Origin of the sequence: Pseudomonas sp. NPDC079367 (genome assembly GCF_044542195.1) — a bacterium.
Classification (GTDB): Bacteria; Pseudomonadota; Gammaproteobacteria; order Pseudomonadales; family Pseudomonadaceae; genus Aquipseudomonas.
Window position 1 is genome coordinate 1 of record NZ_JBITTW010000038.1, and the last position, 16,590, is coordinate 16,590.

Annotated in this window: 12 protein-coding genes; 3 read left to right on the plus strand and 9 right to left on the minus strand. The window is 61.9% G+C overall.

Annotation, left to right across the window (positions count from 1 at the left end; translation table 11 throughout):
- The coding region (locus ACIGDJ_RS22740; RefSeq protein WP_397504622.1) for an OmpA family protein at positions 1-207 on the plus strand (207 nt) is incomplete at its 5' end.
- 102 nt (positions 208-309) lie between these two features.
- Here the strand turns inward: ACIGDJ_RS22740 and cobA are convergent.
- The 8 genes from cobA to ACIGDJ_RS22780 all read right to left on the minus strand — a co-directional run bounded on the left by cobA (position 310) and on the right by ACIGDJ_RS22780 (position 12,044).
- On the minus strand, positions 310-1,071 hold the full coding sequence (cobA, locus tag ACIGDJ_RS22745; RefSeq protein WP_397479608.1) for a uroporphyrinogen-III C-methyltransferase: 762 nt from the start codon (positions 1,069-1,071) through the stop codon (positions 310-312).
- Between the two features lie 13 nt (positions 1,072-1,084).
- Complete coding sequence (locus ACIGDJ_RS22750) at positions 1,085-3,796, minus strand: molybdopterin-dependent oxidoreductase (protein WP_397479609.1); 2,712 nt, start codon at positions 3,794-3,796, stop codon at positions 1,085-1,087.
- Positions 3,796-4,113 (minus strand): nitrite reductase small subunit NirD, encoded by a 318-nt coding sequence (nirD, locus tag ACIGDJ_RS22755; RefSeq protein ID WP_016773836.1) that lies wholly within the window; start codon positions 4,111-4,113, stop codon positions 3,796-3,798. The genes ACIGDJ_RS22750 and nirD overlap by 1 nt, the downstream gene beginning before the upstream one ends.
- Positions 4,110-6,563 (minus strand): nitrite reductase large subunit NirB, encoded by a 2,454-nt coding sequence (nirB, locus tag ACIGDJ_RS22760; protein WP_397479610.1) that lies wholly within the window; start codon positions 6,561-6,563, stop codon positions 4,110-4,112. Before nirB ends, nirD begins: the two co-directional genes overlap by 4 nt.
- Before the next feature lie 406 nt (positions 6,564-6,969).
- Positions 6,970-8,640 (minus strand): protein kinase, encoded by a 1,671-nt coding sequence (locus ACIGDJ_RS22765; RefSeq protein WP_397479611.1) that lies wholly within the window; start codon positions 8,638-8,640, stop codon positions 6,970-6,972.
- 7 nt (positions 8,641-8,647) lie between these two features.
- Positions 8,648-9,859, minus strand: coding sequence for a nitrate/nitrite transporter (locus ACIGDJ_RS22770; protein WP_313004379.1), 1,212 nt, complete (start codon positions 9,857-9,859; stop codon positions 8,648-8,650).
- A gap of 382 nt (positions 9,860-10,241) precedes the next feature.
- Positions 10,242-10,817 (minus strand): ANTAR domain-containing response regulator, encoded by a 576-nt coding sequence (locus ACIGDJ_RS22775; RefSeq protein ID WP_101157324.1) that lies wholly within the window; start codon positions 10,815-10,817, stop codon positions 10,242-10,244.
- A 15-nt stretch (positions 10,818-10,832) separates the two neighbouring features.
- Entirely contained in the window at positions 10,833-12,044 is a 1,212-nt protein-coding gene (locus ACIGDJ_RS22780; RefSeq protein ID WP_397479612.1) for a CmpA/NrtA family ABC transporter substrate-binding protein, read from the minus strand.
- Between the two features lie 218 nt (positions 12,045-12,262).
- On the opposite strand from ACIGDJ_RS22780, the gene ACIGDJ_RS22785 reads away from it, so the two are divergent.
- Positions 12,263-13,285 carry a quinone-dependent dihydroorotate dehydrogenase gene (locus tag ACIGDJ_RS22785; protein WP_397479613.1) on the plus strand — a complete coding sequence of 341 codons (1,023 nt, stop codon included), beginning with the start codon at positions 12,263-12,265 and terminating at the stop codon, positions 13,283-13,285.
- 238 nt (positions 13,286-13,523) lie between these two features.
- On the opposite strand, the gene rmf is transcribed toward ACIGDJ_RS22785, so the two are convergent.
- Positions 13,524-13,739: a ribosome modulation factor gene (rmf, locus tag ACIGDJ_RS22790; RefSeq protein WP_003223300.1), complete on the minus strand. Its 216-nt coding sequence runs from the start codon at positions 13,737-13,739 to the stop codon at positions 13,524-13,526.
- A 530-nt stretch (positions 13,740-14,269) separates the two neighbouring features.
- On the opposite strand from rmf, the gene rlmKL reads away from it, so the two are divergent.
- Positions 14,270-16,540, plus strand: a complete 2,271-nt coding sequence (gene rlmKL, locus ACIGDJ_RS22795) for a bifunctional 23S rRNA (guanine(2069)-N(7))-methyltransferase RlmK/23S rRNA (guanine(2445)-N(2))-methyltransferase RlmL (RefSeq protein WP_397479614.1) — start codon at positions 14,270-14,272, stop codon at positions 16,538-16,540.
- Positions 16,541-16,590: the final 50 nt, after the last annotated feature.

Below are 16,590 nucleotides of genomic sequence, written 5' to 3' on the forward strand. Positions count from 1 at the left end.
GTCGGTCCTGACGCTTACAACCAGAAACTGTCCGAGCGTCGTGCAAACGCCGTTAAGCAAGTTCTGACCAACCAGTACGGTGTTGAATCGTCCCGCGTTCAGTCTGTTGGCTACGGCGAATCCCGCCCAGTTGCTGACAACAAAACTGACGCTGGCCGCGCTGTAAACCGTCGCGTAGAAGCGCAGGTTGAAGCTCAAGCTAAGTAATTAGCTGCCGCTGATGGAAAAGCCCGGCTCAGGCCGGGCTTTTCTTTGTCTGCGATTTGGCTTTGAATTTTGAAAGATCGCAGCCTGCGGCAGCTCCTACATTCAGATCATATGTGTCCTGTAGGAGCTGCCGAAGGCTGCGATCTTTTGCTCTTCCACGACAGCAGCCACCGCGCCGATCACCAGAATCGCCGGGCTCTTCAATTCAAACGCCGACGCATCCTCAGCCATCGCATTCAGATCACTGCGACATTCGCGCTGATGCGCCAACGAGGCGTTTTCGATCATCGCCACTGGCGTATCCGCCGCCATCCCCCCGGCCAACAGCTGATCACGAATCTCCCCCAGTTTGGCCACGCCCATGTAAATCACCAGTGTCGTCCCGCCTTGCGCCAGAGCCTGCCAGTTCAACTGACTGTCGTCCTGAGTGTGCGCGGTCACCAACGTCACCCCGCGCGCCACGCCACGCAACGTCAAGGGGATATCGCATTGAGTCGCCCCGGCCAGCCCGGCGGTGATGCCGTTGACCAGTTCCACCTCAACGCCACGCTCGCGCAGCCACAGCGCTTCTTCACCACCACGCCCGAAAATGCACGGATCGCCGCCCTTGAGCCGCACCACGCATTTACCCTGACGGGCGTAACGCAGCATGAGCCGATGAATGAACGCCTGCGGTGTCGAACGGCAGCCGCCGCGCTTGCCGACGGGGATAACCCGCGCACTCGGGCAGTGTTCGAGCACCGCTCCGTTGACCAGATCATCGATCATCACCACGTCGGCCTCGCGCAATGCGCGCACCGCTTTGAGCGTCAGCAATTCCGGATCGCCAGGGCCTGCGCCCACCAGCCAGACTTTCGCATTCATGGTGTTGTCCTCGTTAAATGACCGCCACCGGCCGCGCTTCGGCAGCCAGCAGACGCTTGATTTCCGGCACGCAAGAGCCGCACTGCGTGCCGCATCGGAGATTGTTTTTCAGGCCTTGCAGATCCAGGCCTTGGCGAATGCCGGCGCAGACTGTATTGAGGCTGACGTTTTCGCAATTGCACAGAATTCTGTCGCTCGCGATGGCGCCGACAGCGCCCGGTGGTGCACTCATCGGCGCGAGCAGCCAGCGGCGCAGTTGCTGGTCGGCGCGGCCCTCCAGCCATAGGCTTTGCAACCAGTGTTGCGCAAGGGTTTCGCCGGCCAGGCGAATGGCGGTGATACGGCCGGTCTCGATGCGCACTCGCTTGCCAATGGCGCGACGCGGATCGTCGTAGGCCAGAACCGGGCCATCGAGCAGCGACAAGCACTGGTCGATCTCGGCCAGCAACTGTGGCGCCGGCGCCTCGGCATGCGCAGCGCGTATCAGCAACGCTGGCCGCTCACGACCAACGAGGCTGAGGCTGACGTAGGAAAACGCCTCGCAGAGCGGGCGTAGCATCTCGAAATGCCGCTGAACATCACCCTCGATCAAGGCGAACAGCTGCCACGGCAGGTTGACTGCCTCCAGACGCACGCCGCTGTGCTTGAGCTCCGGTTGCCTGGACAGCGGATCAAACGCCGGCAAGGTCAGCTGGTTTACACCGCCCTTGAGATAGCGATCGCCCCAGTGCATCGGCAGGAATGCCTGGCCCGGACGCACACTGTCGTCGCTGCCGACCGCAACAATCACCGCGCCACGGCGGCTTTTCAGATTGACCAGATCGCCGGGCTGCAATCGGTGCCGGCGCATCTCGTCAGGGTGCAGGCTGAGCACGGCTTCGCTGACGTGGCCGAACAATTGCGCGGCGGTGCCGGTGCGGCTCATGCCGTGCCACTGGTCACGCAGGCGACCGGTGAGCAAGGTCAGGGGGAAGCGCGCGTCACGTTGTTCCTTGGCGGCGCGGTACGGATCGGCAATGAACTGCGCGCGGCCATTGGCCGTAGGAAAAATGCCGTCGCCGTACAAGCGTGGCGTGCCTTGGCGGGCGCCGGCAGGGAAGGGCCATTGCTGCGGGCCGATCTCGTCGATCAAGGCATGACTGATCCCGGAGAGATCCAGATCGCGCCCCTGGGTCAGCAGTTTGAATTCGTCAAACAACTGCGAAGGCTGATCGAAAGCGAACAGACTTGGCTGCTGAGGACGCAGACGTTGTTCCAGACGCTGTGCGAAATCCACCGTGATTGCCCAGTCCGGCCGCGCTTCGCCCGGTGCGACAACCGCTTTGCGCACGTGGGAAATGCGCCGTTCGGAGTTGGTCACCGAACCTTCTTTCTCGCCCCAACTGGCGGCGGGTAACAGCAGGTCGGCAAACGCAGCGGTTTCGGTGGTTCGAAAAGCTTCCTGCAACACCACAAAAGGACAGGCCTCAAGCGCTGCGCGGACTGCGCTCTGATCAGGCATTGATTGCGCCGGATTGGTACAGGCAATCCACAGTGCTTTGATTTTGCCGCTGCGCAGGTTTTCGAACAGTTCGATGGCGCTAAGGCCCGGCGCCTCGGGCAAGCTCTCCACGCCCCAGTACGCCGCCACTTCGGCGCGATGCTGCGGGTTGGCGGCATCACGATGGCCCGGCAGGAGATTGGACAGACTGCCGGTTTCACGCCCGCCCATGGCATTCGGCTGACCGGTCAGCGAGAAAGGTCCTGCACCGGGCCGGCCAATTTGCCCGGTGGCCAGGTGCAGATTGATCAGCGCACTGTTTTTTGCGCTGCCGGCGGTGGACTGATTCAGGCCCATGCACCACAGCGACAGGAAGCTCGGCGCAGTGCCGACCCATTCTGCGCATTGCTGCAGTTGCTCGATGCTGATGCCGCACAGCTGCGAAACCATTTGCGGGGTGTAATCGCGGACCAGCGTTTTGAGTTCGGCTAGGCCTTCGGTGTGCGCCTTGATGAAATCGCGATCGATCCAGTCTTCCCACAGCAGCAGATGCAAAATCCCATGGAACAACGCGACATCTGTGCCCGGAAGAATCGCCAGATGCAGGTCAGCCAGTTCGCAGGTATCGGTGCGACGCGGGTCGATGACGATCACTTTCATCTGCGGACGACGGGATTTGGCTTCCTCCAGTCGACGGAAAAGCACCGGATGGGCGTAGGCCATGTTACTGCCGACGATCATCACGCAGTCGCTGAGCTCCAGATCTTCATAGCTGCACGGCGGAGCATCGGCGCCGAGGCTGCGCTTGTAGCCGACCACCGCTGACGACATGCACAGCCGCGAATTGCTGTCGATGTTGTTGGTGCCGACCAGCGCCCGCGCCAGTTTGTTGAAGGCGTAGTAGTCCTCGGTGAGCAACTGCCCGGAGATGTAGAACGCCACGCTGTCCGGGCCGTGCTCGGCGATGGTTTCGGCGAACACGTTGGTCGCGTGGTCGAGGGCGGTATCCCAGTCAGTACGGCTGCGCGCCAGGCCTTTGCCCAGGCGCAGTTCCGGGTACAAGGCGCGCGCGGCGAGGTCGCCGGTCAGGTGCAGCGTCGAGCCTTTGCTGCACAGTTTGCCGAAGTTGGCCGGGTGCGCCGGATCGCCGCTGACGCCGAGGATGCGCTCGCCGTCATGCTCGATCAGCACGCCACAGCCGACCCCGCAGTAACAGCAGGTCGATGCGGTCGTCTGGCGGTTCATCAGATGGCGTCCCGCAGGGCCAGTTGCACTCGGCCATTCTCGACCCGCGCCGGATGATGGTGCGCACAGCCGATGTCCGGCGCCTGGGCTTCGCCGGTTTCGAGGTCGATCTGCCAGTTGTGCAGCGGGCAGGCCACGCGCTTGCCATAAATCAGGCCCTGCGACAGCGGGCCGCCCTTGTGCGGGCAGCGATCATCGAGGGCGAAAACTTCGTCGTCGCTTGTACGAAAAATCGCGATGTCACCTTTCGGCCCGGCAATGATCCGCGAACCGAGGGCGTTGATCTCTTCCAGCGCACAGATATCGAGCCAGTTCATGCCGGCACCTCCAGGTTTTTCACGGGGATCACGTCGAATTCTTTCTTCAGTTGCGGCTGTGCCAGGCGTTCTTTCCATGGGTCCTGTTCGAACGACAGGGAGAATTGCAGGCGCTCGTTCAAGGCCTTGCGCCGCTCGCCGTCTTCGAGCACGTTTTTCCTGATGTGCTCCATGCCGACCCGCTGCAGGTAGTGCACGGTGCGCTCGAGATAGAAGGCCTCTTCGCGATACAGCTGCAGGAAGGCGCCGTTGTATTCGCGGACTTCTTCGGCAGTCTTGAGCTTGACGAAGAACTCGGCGACTTCGGTCTTGATCCCGCCGTTGCCGCCGATGTACATCTCCCAACCGGAATCGACGCCGATGATTCCTACGTCCTTGATGCCCGCTTCCGAGCAGTTGCGTGGGCAACCGGACACGGCCAGCTTCACCTTGTGCGGCGACCACATGTTGAACAGGTCGTGCTCGAGTTCGATGCCCAGTTGCGTCGAGTTCTGTGTGCCGAAGCGGCAGAATTCGCTGCCGACACAGGTTTTCACCGTGCGGATGGATTTGCCGTAGGCGTGGCCGGACGGCATGTCGAGGTCTTTCCACACGCCGGGCAGGTCCTGTTTCTTGATCCCCAGCAAGTCGATGCGCTGACCGCCGGTGACCTTGACCATCGGCACGTTGTATTTGTCGGCCACATCGGCGATCCGGCGCAGTTCCGATGGGTTGGTCACGCCGCCCCACATGCGCGGCACCACCGAATAGGTGCCATCCTTCTGGATGTTGGCGTGGGCGCGTTCGTTGATCAGGCGTGATTGTGGGTCATCCTTGGCTTCGCCCGGCCAGGTGGAAATCAGGTAATAGTTGAGCGCCGGGCGACAGGTCGCGCAGCCATTGGGCGTGCGCCAGTTCAGGTAACTCATGGTCTCGGCGATGGTCAGCAGGTGTTCCTGACGGATCGCCTGACGAATCTGCCCGTGGTTGAGGTCACTGCAACCGCAGATGGCTTTTTCGCTTTTCGGTTTGACGTCCGCCGCGCCACCCACCGTGTTGATCAGGATCTGCTCGACCAGGCCAGCGCAGGAACCGCAGGAGCTGGCGGCTTTGGTGTGTTTCTTCACTTCATCGACGCTGAACAGGCCGTGTTCCTGAATCGCCTTGACGATGGTGCCCTTGCACACACCGTTGCAGCCGCAGACTTCGGCGCTGTCGGCCATGACCATGGCTTTGTCCTGGCCCTGATGTCCTACGTCGCCTAAAGCGTTTTCGCCGAACATGAGGTGATCGCGGATCTCTCCAATGGCGTGATTCTCACGAATCTGCCGGAAATACCAACCACCATCTGCCGTATCGCCGTACAGACAGGCGCCGACCAGCACGTCATCCTTGATCACCAGTTTCTTGTACACACCGCCGATCGGGTCGGAGAGAGTGATGGTCTCGGTGCCTTCGCCCCCCATGAAATCGCCGGCGGAGAACAGGTCGATGCCGGTGACTTTCAACTTGGTCGAGGTCACCGAGCCCTGATAGCGAGCGAAACCCAGTTGCGCGAGGTGATTGGCGCAGACCTTGGCTTGTTCGAACAGCGGCGCGACCAGGCCGTAGGCGATGCCGCGATGGCTGGCGCATTCGCCGATCGCATAGATGCGCGGATCGTAGGTTTGCAGGGTGTCGTTGACCAGAATCCCGCGATTGCACGGGATGCCGGCCTTTTCTGCCAGTTCGGTGTTGGGGCGGATGCCGGCGGCCATCACCACCAGATCGGCAGGAATGATGTCGCCGTTCTTGAACTGCACCGAGCCGACCCGGCCATTGCCGGCGTCGTGCAGGGCTTGGGTCTGTTCGCACAGGCGAAAATGCAGGCCACGGGATTCCAGCGCCGATTGCAGAAGCTGGCCGCTGGTCTTGTCCAGTTGCCGCTCGAGCAGCCATTCGCCGAGGTGCACCACGGTCACGTGCATGCCGCGCAGCATCAGGCCGTTGGCCGCTTCGAGGCCGAGCAGGCCGCCGCCGATGACCACGGCGTGCTTGTGGGTCCTGGCGGTGTCGATCATGGCCTGGGTGTCGGCGATGTCGCGGTAACCGATCACGCCCTGCAACGTATTGCCGGGGATTGGCAGGATGAACGGGGTCGAGCCGGTGGCGATCAGCAGGCGATCATATTCGGCCTCGGTGCCGTCCTCGGCAATCACCCGGCGCTTGACCCGGTCGATCTCCACCACTTTGCGGTTGAGCAGCAGCTTGATGTTGTTTTCCAGGTACCAGTCGAGGTCGTTGAGGACGATCTCTTCAAACGTCTGCTCGCCGGCCAGCACCGGCGACAGCAGGATGCGGTTGTAGTTGGTGTGCGGTTCGGCGCCGAAGACGGTGATGTCGTAGAGCTCGTTGCTCAGCTTGAGCAGTTCTTCCAGGGTACGCACCCCGGCCATGCCATTGCCGATCATCACCAGTTTGAGTTTTTTCATCAGGTTCTCCGGGAGCTGCGGCTGGCCTCTGGTGGGCCGTCGGGCCTTGCTCGACAAATTTTGCGCAAACAAAAAAAAGGCGTCCCGCTAGTTGCCTAGCGAGGACGCCTTTGTCCTGGTCCCGTGCTCTCGGGAAGCGCAGCCTTCGTCGTTGAAGGTTGGGCTTTATGTATGGTGAGAAAGGTAATGCAGTGGTTGTGCCAACTTTGGAAGGCGCGGGTTTATTGGGGTTTGGTACGGCTCACGAAATTTTTCTGCACCGAATGGAGGCGCGTTGCTCGTTCGTGGCGCGTTATCTATGGAGGACCTGGGGTGTCGGTCTGGCGCCTTCGCGAGCAAGCCCGCTCCCACAGGGGAACGCGTTCTAACGTGGGAGCGGGCTTGCTCGCGAACGGCGCGCCTCGGTTCAACTGTGAAACAACAAAACCAGCAGCACAACATTCCCCAGCAACGCCACCAAAGCCATCGTCCGCCAGACCTTCAACGGCTCCCGCTCCAATAACGGCCGGGGCCGCACACTCAGGCTGCGCCGCTCACCCTGTTCCAGCACCAGCAACCACTCTTCGGCGGTTTCAAAGCGTTGCTGAGGATCGGCCGCGACGCCGCGTTCCAGACTCTGCGCCAGCCATTCCGGCAAGTCCGGGCGATAGCGACCGGGATTCACCGGCACGCCAAATCGAGGCCGCTGAAACGCTTCGATCTCACCGTAGGGAAAATGCCCGGTGAGCAGGTAATAGAGCGTTACGCCGAGCGAATATAAATCCTGCTGTGCACTTGGCGGTTCGCCGCGAAACCCTTCCGGGGCGATAAAACTTGGCGTTCCCGGCAGTGTCGCCGGCGCGTCCTCCGAAAGTCCCGGGCAATAAGCCAGACCGAAATCCAGCACGCGCAGCTCGCCATCATCCCCCAGCAACAGGTTTTCCGGTTTGATGTCGCGATGCAGAATCTGCCGCCGATGCAGCAGCCCGACCGCGCGCAATAGCCGCTCGGCGATGTCCTGCCACTGCGCCAAAGGTAACGGGCCGCTGTGTTGAAACATTTCGGCCAGCGTCGTCCCGGCGTATTCGCGCATGACGTAATACAAATGCTGACGCTGAGGGCAGGCATGAATTTGCGGAAAATGCCGACCGGCGACGCGCCTGAGAAACCATTCTTCCGACAGCAACGCTTGCCCGGCCTGCGCATCGTCGGCCAGTCGCGTCGGCAAGGTCTTCAACAGCCAGGGCTGGGCCTGGCCGTCGAGCACGCGATACAGCAATGATTGCTGGCTCTGGCCGACGACGCTCTGCACTTGCCAGCCCTCGAACGCTTGCCCGGGTTTCAGCGCGGGCGGCAGCGGCCACTGCTGCAGCTGCACCAGCGCATCGCCAATGCTCGCTTCGCCCAGCGCATCGACGCGCACCAGCAGGGCACTGGCGTTGTCCTGACTGCCGGCCAGATGCGCGGCGTTGACCAAGGTTTGCGCTGCGCTGTGCAGGTCCGGCTGATCACGCAGAACCGCCGCGATCGCGGTATCGCCCAAGGTCGACCAGACGCCGTCGCTGAGCAGCACGAAGCTTTCGCCCTCACGCAGTTCGCCGTCGAGGAAATCCAGGACCAGATGCTGATCGAGTCCGAGCGCACGCTTGAGCACGTGTTGCATGCCCGGTTGCTCCCAGACGTGATCCTCGCTGATGCGCTGCAAACGCTCGGCGTGCCAGCGATAGACCCGGCAATCGCCAACATGGGCGAGGGTGAAGCGTCGACCGCGCATCACCAGCGCGCTGACCGTGGTCAGCAGCGGTTGCCCGCCGCCGTTGGCCTGCAGCCAGCGGTTTTGCGCAAGCAGCAGACGATCCAGCGCTTGGGCCACGCTCCAGGTTTCCGGCGTCGCGTAGTAGTCCAGCGCCAGCGCCTGCAAGGTCGAACGCGCGGCGAGGCCACCATCGGCGCACTGGCTGACGCCGTCGGCAATGGCAAACAGATAACCCTTGCCCAGCGCCAATGCCGGCGCCGGGGTCACCGCTCGCAGGGCGTCCTGATTCTCTGCGCACGGCCCGGTGGCGCTGGCTTCGGCAAAGCTCAGTTGCAGGGCCATCGACGCCTCAGACCCGCGCCGCCGTCACCGCTGCCGAACCCCAGGTGGTTCTCCAGCGACGCTTGACGCCATGCAGGCCGAACCACGCCAACACACCGAGGCTGGCGAACAACCACAGCGCCAGTTGATAACTGCCGGTGCTTTGCTTGATTGCGCCCATACCCGCCGCCAAAGCGAAGCCGCCAATGCCGCCGGCCATGCCGATCAGCCCGGTCATCACGCCGATCTCCAGGCGAAAACGCTGCGGCACCAATTGGAAAACCGCACCGTTGCCCGCGCCCAAGCCGAGCATGGTGCAGACGAAAAGCGCCAGCGCCGCGTAGGAACTTGGCAGATTGAAGCCGACGGCCGCGATGCAGATGGCGGCAACGGTGTACATCGCCAGCAAGGTGCGGATGCCACCGAAGCGATCGGCCAGTGCGCCACCCAACGGCCGCATCAGGCTGCCGCCGAACACACAGGCAGCGGTATAGTAACCAGCGGTCACCGGGCTCAGACCGTATTGATCGTTGAAGTAACCGGGTAGGGCGCTCGCCAGGCCGATGAAACCGCCGAAGGTGACGCTGTAGAAAAACATGAACCACCAACTGTCGCGATCACCAAGGGCTTTGAAGTAATCGGCCATGGCTTTCGGTTTCGGTCGCTGTGGGGCGTTTTTTGCCAACAGGGCGAACAGCGCCAAAGTCAAAACCAGCGGGATCAGGGCGAAGCCGAAGACATTGCTCCAGCCGAACGCGGCGGCAATCACCGGCGCCAGCAGCGCGGCAAACACAGTGCCGGAGTTGCCCGCGCCGGCGATGCCCATGGCTTTGCCCTGATGCTCTGGCGGGTACCACTGCGAGGCCAGCGGCAGGGCTACGGCGAACGAGGCGCCGGCCATGCCGAGAAACAGACCGAGGATCAGCGCCTGTTCGTAACTGTGGATGCCCAGTTTCCAGGCGCCGAACAACGCGCAGATGACGATGACCTGGCCGATCAGCCCGGCGGTTTTTGGCGACAAGCGATCGGCGAGCATGCCCATGGCGAAGCGCAACACCGCGCCGGCGAGAATGGGCGTGGCGACAACGAGGCCGCGCTGCTGGGTGGTCAGGTGCAGATCGGCGGCGATCTGCACCGCCAGCGGGCCGAGCAGGTACCAGACCATGAAGCTCAGGTCGAAATACAGGAAGGCCGCGAACAGGGTCGGGGTATGGCCGGATTTCCAGAAGCTTGAATTCATCGCGCACCTCGGCTGAAAAGAGTCTCGAAAGGAGTCATGCACAGCAGGTGGAGCGCCTGCACGGCCGCACCACCGGCCCCGCTCTGTGGGGCCAAAACGCAAAAACGCCGCTACCGGATCCGCGCGAGGGCGAATGGGGTGAGCGACGTCTTTGTCGTGGGTGGGGCAACCGCCGTTGGTTACCTGTGCGGTTTACATAGCGAGATTTGTGCCAAGGCTCGAAAAGATCGCAGCCTCGTTGCACTCGTCAGCTCCTACAGGAGGGTCAGATCGTTCCCATGCTCCGCGTGGGAATGCCGCCATGGACGCTCTGCGTCCGCTCTTGCGAGGTGACGCAGAGCGTCACGTGATGCATTCCCACGCAGAGCGTGGGGACGATCATTCAGCCCAGCAACTCACTCATGGCAATGATCTGCTCCGCCACTTGAATAAGCTTCTGCTGGCGGCTCATGGCCTGGCGGCGCATCAGCGTGTAGGCCTCTTCCTCGTTGCAGTCCTTCATCTTCATCAGCAAACCCTTGGCCAGTTCGATGCGCTTGCGTTCGGCCAGTTGCTGGTCGCGCGCCTGCAATTGCGCGCGCAAGGCCTGGTCAGTCTCGAAGCGCGCCATCGCCACGTCGAGAATCGGCTGCAAGCGCTGTGCGTGAATGCCTTCGACGATGTAGGCACTGACCCCGGACCTGATCGCCTGACGCATCACCCCTGGGTCATGTTCGTCGGTGAACATCACGATCGGCCGTGGCTGGTCGCGGCTGACCAGTACCACTTGCTCCATGACATCGCGGCTCGGTGACTCGGTATCGATCAGGATCACGTCCGGACGCACCGTTTCGACGCGCGCCGGCAGGTCGATGGTCAGGCCGGACTCATCGATCACTTCGAAGCCGGCCTCGGTCAGCGCCGCTTTCAGGCGTCCGACTTTTTTCGCGGTGTCGTTGATCAGCAGAATGCGCAACATGTTCGCGATCTCCTGTCAGCGCTGGGCGAGTAGGGGGGTGGCGTCGTTCAGGGCGTGCAGTTTGAAACTGCGCGCATAGCCCGCCGGATCGCTGCCATCCCAGACCTTGCCGTCGAGCAACTGGCTGCTGCGCAGGTCTGCATATGAAGTCGCGACACCGATAGCGCTGGCGGCCTCGCGATACAGATCCAGATGCTGAACCTGACGGGCGACGGCCAGATAATTCGGGTCCTCGCGCAACAGGCCCCAGCGGCGGAACTGGGTCATGAACCACATGCCGTCGGAAAGGTAGGGCAGATTGACCTCGCCATCGCCGTGAAAACGCAGCGCGTGCGGATCCTGCCAGCGATTGCCGAGGCCGTCGGCGTAGTCGCCCATAAAGCGCGGCTCGATGCAGGTGGCCGGGGTGTCGAGGTATTCCGCAGCGCTGAGTAATTGGGCGGTGCTGCGGCGGTTTTCCGGGCTTTGTTCGATGAAGCGGCTGGCCTCAAGAATGGCCATGACCAGCGCCCGCGCGGTGTTGGGGTATTGCTCGACGAACGCCCGGGTGCAGCCGAGGACTTTTTCCGGGTGGTCGGGCCAGATGCTCTGGCTGGTCGCCAGAGTGAAGCCGAGCCCCTGTTGCACCGCGCTGGCCGCCCAGGGTTCGCCGACGCAAAAACCGTCGATGCGCCCGGCTTGCAGGTGCGCGACCATTTGCGGCGGCGGCACTACCACACTGTCGACATCCTGCAACGGATGGATGCCCTGGCTCGCCAGCCAGTAATAAAGCCACATCGCGTGGGTGCCGGTGGGAAAGGTCTGGGCGAAGGTGAGTTTTGCGCGGCTTTGGTGCACGTGGCGGTCGAGCGCTTCAGGACTGTTCACGCCAGCCTGTTGCAAGCCATGGGACAGGTTCAGGCTCTGGCCATTCTGGTTCAGGCCCATCAGCACCGCCATGTCGGTCGGGGCGACGCCGCCGATGCCCAGGTGCACCGCATAAATCAGCCCGTACAGGCTGTGCGCGGCATCCAGTTCGCCGCTGACCAGTTTGTCGCGCAGGTTGGCCCATGACGCCTGACGCTTGAGGTTCAGGGTCAGGCCGTAGGGCTGAGCGAAGCCCTGGGTGGCGGCGACCACCACCGAGGCGCAGTCGCTCAGCGCCATGAAACCGAGATTGATCGCGCTCTTTTCCGGCGCATCGCTGCCATTGACCCAGGCCTGCGGCCCCAAGGACGTTTCGTTCATACGCTACCTCAAAAAAAACGCCGTCCCGGATTCTGCGCAGGCAAAACCCGGGGACGACGCCATTGTCCTGGCCTGCGCGCCGTCATTGGTCGGCAGACTGATGAGCGGGGTGGTGCAAGGCATATGCCAGTCGCCTGATTCGCGCAGGCGCCTCGCGCCGGGGGACGATGCCCGGCTATAATCGCCGCCTCTTTTCGCCGCTCGAGTCATCGCCGCCCATGTACACCCTGGCCCGTCAGCTGTTGTTCAAACTTTCCCCGGAAACCTCCCACGATCTGTCGCTGGATCTGATCGGCGCGGGTGGGCGTTTGGGCCTCAACGGCATGCTGTGCAAGGCTCCGGCGCAAGTGCCGGTGACCGTCATGGGGCTCCAATTCCCGAACCCGGTGGGGTTGGCGGCCGGTCTGGACAAGAACGGCGCGGCCATCGATGGCTTCGCGCAGTTGGGTTTCGGTTTTGTCGAAATCGGCACCGTGACCCCGCGTCCGCAGCCGGGCAATCCGAAGCCACGGATCTTCCGCCTGCCGGAAGCCGAGGCGATCATCAACCGCATGGGCTTCAACAACCTCGGCGTGGATAACCTGCTGGCGCGGGTCGCTGCGGCAAAATACAAGGGCGTACTGGGGATCAATATCGGCAAGAACTTCGACACCCCGGTCGAGCGCGCGGTCGACGATTACCTGATCTGCCTGGACAAGGTTTACGCCTACGCCAGCTACGTCACCGTCAACGTCAGCTCGCCGAATACCCCGGGCCTGCGCAGCCTGCAGTTCGGTGACTCGCTCAAGCAATTGCTCGCGGATCTGGCCACGCGTCGCGCCGAACTGGCCCTGCGTCACGGCAAACATGTGCCGCTGGCGATCAAGATCGCCCCGGACATGACCGACGAAGAAACCGCGCAGGTTGCCCAGGCGTTGATCGAAACCGGCATGAACGCAGTGATCGCCACCAACACCACCCTCAGCCGTGTCGGCGTTGAAGGCATGGAACATGGTGACGAGGCGGGCGGTCTGTCGGGGGCGCCGGTGCGCGAGAAGAGCACGAATACCGTGAAAGTGCTGGCCGGCGAATTGGCCGGGCGCTTGCCGATCATTGCCGCTGGCGGGATTACCGAAGGCAAGCACGCGGCGGAGAAGATTACTGCCGGCGCGAGCCTGGTGCAGATTTACTCCGGCTTCATCTATAAGGGCCCGGCGCTGATTCGTGAATCGGTAGACGCAATCGCCGCGTTGCGCAAATAACACAGGTCAGTGTAGGAGCTGCCGAAGGCTGCGATCTTTTGATCTTTTTTTTAGAATCAAAAGCAAGATCAAAAGATCGCAGCCTTCGGCAGCTCCTACACGGGATGTGTGTCAGCCACACCGGCAATAAAAAGGGCTCCTCGAAGGAGCCCCTGGGCCGAAGCCCGCCGTCCGGGAAGGACGTGCGTGGTTAATTCATTGCATATTCAGATTGTCGTGTCGGAATAAATGCCCTGTGTCAGCCGACGGCGTGAAGTTCGTTGAGTCTGTGGATTCCCGCAGTGCCGGTCATACCGTCCCAGTTGTCGCCGCGTCCTTCTCGCCAGCCGTTAATCCAGGCTTGGCGTACCGACGGTAGAGTAAATGGGCAAAGCTCACGGGATTTGCCACCAACGCCATATTGATATCCGCGCAAAAATGCTCTTTCCAACGGATCACGCTTAAGTCTTCTCATAGGGTGTTTCCCTCACTTGTTGACTGTAGTGTCGCGTTGACCTCAACCGAGGTCGGGCAGAAAAAACCTGCCAGTGTGCGGCTCGCTGCCGGCGTGGCGAGCCAAGGTGTTGACGCCGTTGCGACGTCAACCTGTGCTCAGTTCTAACCAATGAGTCACACCGAGGGAATGATCGTTTTGTCATAAGCACGTAACGTAAAGGATGCTATGGCGATAAGTAACCGCGCATTTATTCAACGTTCGCTGCGCAAACCCCGGTATGATCGGCGCCCCGCTGGCTCAGCGGGTTAATCCTTTAGTGAGAATGACCCACGTTTGCGCTTGGGTACTATTCGACGAAGGGTCGCTTTCAGTCTTTTTGTTTCATCAACTTTTTTATCTGTCCCGGCATCTAAGCTCTTTTAACCCGAGCAGCGGGGATGGAACGGCACACCTTCGTGCCACGCGGGCGCTCTTTCAGAAAAGCGCCTGATTGAAAACCGGGTCGGCAATGCGTTGCCGGCCCACTAGCCAAAGGCTCTGGAATTACCATGTCCGATCGTTTCGAACTCTTCCTCACTTGCCCCAAAGGCCTTGAAGGCCTGCTCATCGAGGAAGCCGTCGGGCTTGGCCTTGAAGAAGCGCGCGAGCACACCTCCGCCGTGCGTGGCATGGCGACCATGGAAACCGCCTATCGCCTGTGCCTCTGGTCGCGTCTGGCCAACCGTGTGTTGCTGGTGCTCAAGCGTTTCCCGATGAAGGACGCCGAAGACCTCTACCACGGCGTGCTCGACATCGACTGGCAGGATCACATGCTCAGCGACGGCACCCTGGCCGTCGAGTTCAGCGGCCACGGCTCGGGCATCGACAACACCCATTTCGGCGCGCTGAAAGTCAAAGACGCCATCGTCGACAAACTGCGCACGCCGCAGGGCGATCGTCCATCCATCGACAAACTCAACCCGGACCTGCGCATTCACCTGCGTCTGGATCGCGGCGAAGCGATTCTCTCCCTCGACCTGTCCGGCCACAGCCTGCACCAGCGTGGTTATCGCTTGCAGCAGGGCGCGGCGCCGCTGAAGGAAAACCTCGCGGCCGCGATCCTGATCCGTTCCGGCTGGCCACGCATTGCGGCCGAAGGCGGCGCGCTGGCTGACCCGATGTGCGGTGTTGGTACGTTCCTGGTTGAAGCAGCAATGATTGCTGCCGACATGGCGCCGAATCTGCGTCGCGAACAGTGGGGCTTTACCGCGTGGCTCGGTCACGTGCCGGCGCTGTGGAAAAAGCTTCACGAAGAAGCGGCTGAACGTGCTGCTGCCGGTCTGGCCAGACCGCCGCTGTGGATTCGCGGTTATGAAGCCGATCCACGACTGATTCAGCCAGGCCGCAACAACGTCGAACGTGCCGGTCTCAGCGAGTGGATCAAGATTTATCAGGGCGAAGTGGCGACCTTCGAGCCGCGCCCGGATCAGAACCAGAAAGGTCTGGTGATCTGTAACCCGCCGTACGGCGAGCGTCTCGGAGACGAAGCCAGCCTGTTGTATCTCTACCAGAATCTCGGCGAGCGTCTGCGTCAGGCCTGCCTGAACTGGGAAGCGGCGGTGTTCACCGGCGCCCCGGACCTGGGCAAGCGCATGGGCATTCGCAGCCACAAGCAGTATTCATTCTGGAACGGCGCGTTGCCGTGCAAGCTGCTGCTGATCAAGGTGCTGCCGGATCAGTTCGTCACTGGCGAACGCCGCACCCCGGAACAGCGTCAGGCCGAGCGCGAGCAAGCGGCTTACGATCAGACCCCGGACGAGCCGCAAGAGCGCAAGTTCAACAAGAACGGCAACCCGATCAAGCCGACGCCAGCCCCGGCACCAGTGATCGAGCAGCCGCGCCTGAGCGAAGGCGGGCAGATGTTTGCCAACCGCCTGCAGAAAAATCTCAAAGCCATGGGCAAATGGGTCAAGCGCGAAGGCATCGATTGCTACCGCGTCTATGATGCCGACATGCCGGAATATGCGATGGCCATCGACCTGTACCACGACTGGGTGCACGTTCAGGAATACGCCGCGCCGAAATCCATCGACCCGGAAAAAGCCTCGGCGCGCATGTTCGATGCGCTGGCGGCCATTCCGCAGGCGTTGAACGTCGACAAGAACCACGTCGTGGTCAAACGTCGCGAGCGGCAGAGCGGCACCAAGCAGTACGAGCGTCAGGCGGCGCAGGGCAAGTTCGTCGAGGTGAATGAGGGCGGCGTGAAGTTGCTGGTCAACCTCACCGACTACCTCGACACCGGCCTGTTCCTCGATCACCGGCCGATGCGCATGCGCATTCAGAAGGAGGCGGCCGGCAAACGCTTCCTCAATCTGTTCTGCTACACCGCGACCGCCAGCGTGCACGCGGCCAAGGGCGGCGCACGCAGCACTACCAGTGTCGATCTGTCGAAAACCTACCTGGACTGGGCCCGGCGCAACCTGTCGCTGAACGGTTTCTCGGACAAGAATCGTCTGGAACAGGGCGATGTGATGGCGTGGCTGGAAAGCAGCCGTGACGAGTACGACCTGATTTTCATCGACCCGCCCACGTTCTCCAATTCCAAGCGCATGGAAGGCATCTTCGATGTGCAGCGTGATCAGGTGCAGTTGATCGATCTGGCGATGGCGCGTCTGGCACCAGGCGGTGTGCTGTATTTCTCCAACAACTTCCGCAAGTTCCAGTTGGAGGACAACCTCGCCGAGCGTTACGCGGTCGAGGAAATCAGCGGGCAGACCATTGATCCGGATTTCGCCCGCAATACCAAGATCCACCGCGCCTGGAAAATCGCGGCCCGTTGACGCTAGTCGGGATTGGATCCTCAGAGCCTTGATTTTAAAAGGCTCCGTGG

What these genes read in the sequence shown, in the direction of transcription:
- cobA (WP_397479608.1), bottom strand. Translation starts at nt 1,071, where the DNA reads ATGAATGCGAAAGTCTGGCTGGTGGGCGCAGGCCCTGGCGATCCGGAA.
- ACIGDJ_RS22750 (WP_397479609.1), bottom strand. Translation starts at nt 3,796, where the DNA reads ATGAACCGCCAGACGACCGCATCGACCTGCTGTTACTGCGGGGTCGGC.
- nirD (WP_016773836.1), bottom strand. Translation starts at nt 4,113, where the DNA reads ATGAACTGGCTCGATATCTGTGCGCTGGAAGAGATCAACGCCCTCGGT.
- nirB (WP_397479610.1), bottom strand. Translation starts at nt 6,563, where the DNA reads ATGAAAAAACTCAAACTGGTGATGATCGGCAATGGCATGGCCGGGGTG.
- ACIGDJ_RS22765 (WP_397479611.1), bottom strand. Translation starts at nt 8,640, where the DNA reads ATGGCCCTGCAACTGAGCTTTGCCGAAGCCAGCGCCACCGGGCCGTGC.
- ACIGDJ_RS22770 (WP_313004379.1), bottom strand. Translation starts at nt 9,859, where the DNA reads ATGAATTCAAGCTTCTGGAAATCCGGCCATACCCCGACCCTGTTCGCG.
- ACIGDJ_RS22775 (WP_101157324.1), bottom strand. Translation starts at nt 10,817, where the DNA reads ATGTTGCGCATTCTGCTGATCAACGACACCGCGAAAAAAGTCGGACGC.
- ACIGDJ_RS22780 (WP_397479612.1), bottom strand. Translation starts at nt 12,044, where the DNA reads ATGAACGAAACGTCCTTGGGGCCGCAGGCCTGGGTCAATGGCAGCGAT.
- ACIGDJ_RS22785 (WP_397479613.1), top strand. Translation starts at nt 12,263, where the DNA reads ATGTACACCCTGGCCCGTCAGCTGTTGTTCAAACTTTCCCCGGAAACC.
- rmf (WP_003223300.1), bottom strand. Translation starts at nt 13,739, where the DNA reads ATGAGAAGACTTAAGCGTGATCCGTTGGAAAGAGCATTTTTGCGCGGA.
- rlmKL (WP_397479614.1), top strand. Translation starts at nt 14,270, where the DNA reads ATGTCCGATCGTTTCGAACTCTTCCTCACTTGCCCCAAAGGCCTTGAA.